Source organism: Kitasatospora sp. NPDC004799 (assembly GCF_040609095.1).
In the GTDB taxonomy this organism is placed as follows: Bacteria; Actinomycetota; Actinomycetes; order Streptomycetales; family Streptomycetaceae; genus Kitasatospora.
The window spans coordinates 1-2439 of sequence record NZ_JBEXJK010000683.1 but is presented as its reverse complement, the minus strand read 5'-3'; the positions used below and the strand labels follow the sequence as shown (position 1 = coordinate 2439).

General features: G+C 74.0%; 4 protein-coding genes. All 4 read right to left on the bottom strand.

All coding sequences use genetic code 11. The features are described 5' to 3' along the window. Positions 1 to 237 (bottom strand): RNase adapter RapZ (locus tag ABZW03_RS39860; RefSeq protein WP_355269639.1); only part of this gene is annotated, 237 nt, incomplete at its 3' end. A gap of 11 nt (positions 238 to 248) precedes the next feature. Continuing rightward, positions 249 to 608, bottom strand: coding sequence for a hypothetical protein (locus ABZW03_RS39855; RefSeq protein ID WP_355269637.1), 360 nt, complete (start codon positions 606 to 608; stop codon positions 249 to 251). Positions 609 to 624: 16 nt separating this feature from the next. Next, positions 625 to 2118 (bottom strand): DUF2637 domain-containing protein, encoded by a 1494-nt coding sequence (locus ABZW03_RS39850; protein ID WP_355269635.1) that lies wholly within the window; start codon positions 2116 to 2118, stop codon positions 625 to 627. A gap of 101 nt (positions 2119 to 2219) precedes the next feature. After that, on the bottom strand, positions 2220 to 2439 hold a 220-nt coding region (locus tag ABZW03_RS39845), incomplete at its 5' end, for a WhiB family transcriptional regulator (protein ID WP_355269633.1).

Genomic DNA, 2439 nt, shown 5'->3' with positions numbered 1-2439 from the left:
GGTGGGCCCGGCGTCGTAGGCGTCGGCCAGCAGCGCGGCGGCGGCGATCAGCTCCCGGATGCCCGGGGTGGCGAGCACCGCCCGGCGCACCGGCAGGTCCTGCGCGGTCAGCTGGCGCAGGGCCGGGTCGACGTGCGGGTCGCGGAAGTGCCTGCGCAGGTCGAGGGTCAGGTGCGCCTCGGGCGGGGCGCCGTGCAAGTAGCCGAAGCTGACGACCTGGATGTCGGTCACGGACATGGTGAGTGCCCCTACTCGCCGGTGTCGCCGGTGTCGGGCAGGGTGTAGAAGCCGGTCACCTCGACCGGGACACCGTGGTGGGTGCCGTAGGCGGTCAGCCAGCGGGTGGTGCCGTTCTCACCGTTGTCGGTGGTGGCGGGGTCCAGGTCCAGGGCCTCGCGCCACTGCTCGAACGTGTCGAGGCCGCGGTGCAGCGAGAGCTGCACGCCCCATGCACCCCACGGGATACCGGTGTTGGGCTGGAGGAACTGGTGCAGCGCCGGCTTGGGGGTGGGCAGGTCGGCGTGGGCGCTGAGGATGGTCAGCAGGGCGCTGGCCGCGTTGATCTGGTCGGTGACGGCCGGGCCGGTCTGGGTGGTGTCGGTCTGCATGGCGGGTCCTTCCGGGTCAGGCGGCGATCGAGGTGTAGCCAGCGGCGATCAGCTCGGCGGCCTCGGTGCGGCGCCCGGAGGCGGTGGCGAGGGAGACGTGGAGGGCCTCGGCGATGGACTGGAGGGGGACGGCGTCGGGGTTTCCGCCGGCGGCGAGGATCATCCGGGCGACGCGGCGGGTGGCGCGGGCGGCGGGGGTCAGCTTCGCCGCGTCCTCCGCTTCAACCGCGCGCAGCTCCTTTTCAGCGGCACGCTCGCGGGCTTCAGCGGCCCGCAGCCGGGCCGTGCGCTCGGCCTCCTCGTGCTCGGCCTGGGTACGCCGGGCGGCGGCCGTGTCGCGGTCGGCTTCAGCCTTGCGCTTGGCCGCTTCAGCGGCGGCCTCCTCCGTTTCAGCGGCGCGCTTGGCCGTTTCAGCCGCGCGCAGTCGGGCCGACTGGGCGGCCTCTTCGGCCTCGGTCTTGGCCTGCTCGTTGTCGGCCGCGGTGCGTTCGGTCGCCGAGGTCCGGGCGCGCATTTCAGCGGCGTCGCGCTCCTTTTCAGCGGCGGCCTGGTCGGTTTCAGCGGCACGCAGACGGGCGTCGGCGGCTGCCTGCTCGGCTGCGGCGGCGGCCAGTTCCTCCTCCGCGTGGTCGATCCGCTCGGCAGCGTCGGCTTCCCGGCCGGCGGCCAGGGTGCGGGCGTGGGCGTGGGCCTTAGCGGTGGCGGTCTCGGCGCCGACCTCGTACCCGGCGGCCTCGATCCGGCCGGCCGTGCGGAGCTTGGAGATCTCCAGCTCTGCGGCGCGGGCCGTGGCGCGGGCGGCGACTTCGGCGTCGAAGGCCTCCGCGCGTTCGGCTCGCAGCCGGGCCTGCTCGTCGGCCTGCGCGGGCAGGGCCAGGGCCTCGTCCACGGACAGGCCGAAGCGCTCCATGGTGAGCGGAAGGCGCTGGTCGGAGGGGGCCTTGCGCCAGTCGCCGCCGTGGTCGCGCTCCAGCATCACCCGGTAGACGAGCCGCTCGCGTTCCAGCTCGACCGCCCGGTCGTAGGAGGCGATGCCGTTCAGCCGCATCCGCCGGTACATCCGGAAGGACGGCCAGGGGGCGAGGAGCCAGCGGTGCAGCGGCACGCCGTCGCGGCCGTGGCCGGCCTCGATCCGGGTGATCCGGATGACCAGGCGCCGCCCGGCCTCCACGACCGCGACGAACATGACCGGGATCACGGCGTGCATCGCGGTGCCGGTCGGGTTCTTCAGCAGCGGCCCGGCGGAGGCGGCGTTGAAGTAGATCGTGGCGGCGGTGAAACTGTGGGCCAGCAGCCGCAGCCACGGGGCGGGGGCGCCCTTGCGGATCAGGTGCAGGTCCATGGCCAGCAGGGCCACGATCCCGGCGTCCACACCGATCGGGAACGCGTAGCTGAAGTCCCCGAAGCTGTGCCTGAAACCGAGGTCGCGCAGGGCGTTGTAGGAGCCGGAGAAGCCGATCCCGGCGAGGGCCGCACCGCCGACGGCGGCGAGGACCGCCACGCCCAGCATCAACTTGTCCGACGCCCCCGCCCGCGTGGTTGAAGCGGCGGGCCGCGTGACCGAAGCGGCGGTGGACGGGGCTGAAACGCCCGTGGGAGCGGCCATCGTCGTCACGCGGCACCCCCGGTGTTCACCTGGGCACGGAGGCGGGCCGCCCGTCGCAGCAGGCTGTTGCGCTCGCTCTCGTTCAGACCGCCGAAGATGCCGTGCGGCTCGCGCCGCTCCAGCGCGTTGGCCAGGCACATCGTGCGGACCGGGCACCCGGCGCAGATCATCTTGGCGCGGCGCTCGGCCCACTCGGCGGCCGCGCGAGCGACGTCGATGTCCTCG

What these genes read in the sequence shown, in the direction of transcription:
- ABZW03_RS39855 (WP_355269637.1), bottom strand. Translation starts at nt 608, where the DNA reads ATGCAGACCGACACCACCCAGACCGGCCCGGCCGTCACCGACCAGATC.
- ABZW03_RS39850 (WP_355269635.1), bottom strand. Translation starts at nt 2,118, where the DNA reads ATGCTGGGCGTGGCGGTCCTCGCCGCCGTCGGCGGTGCGGCCCTCGCC.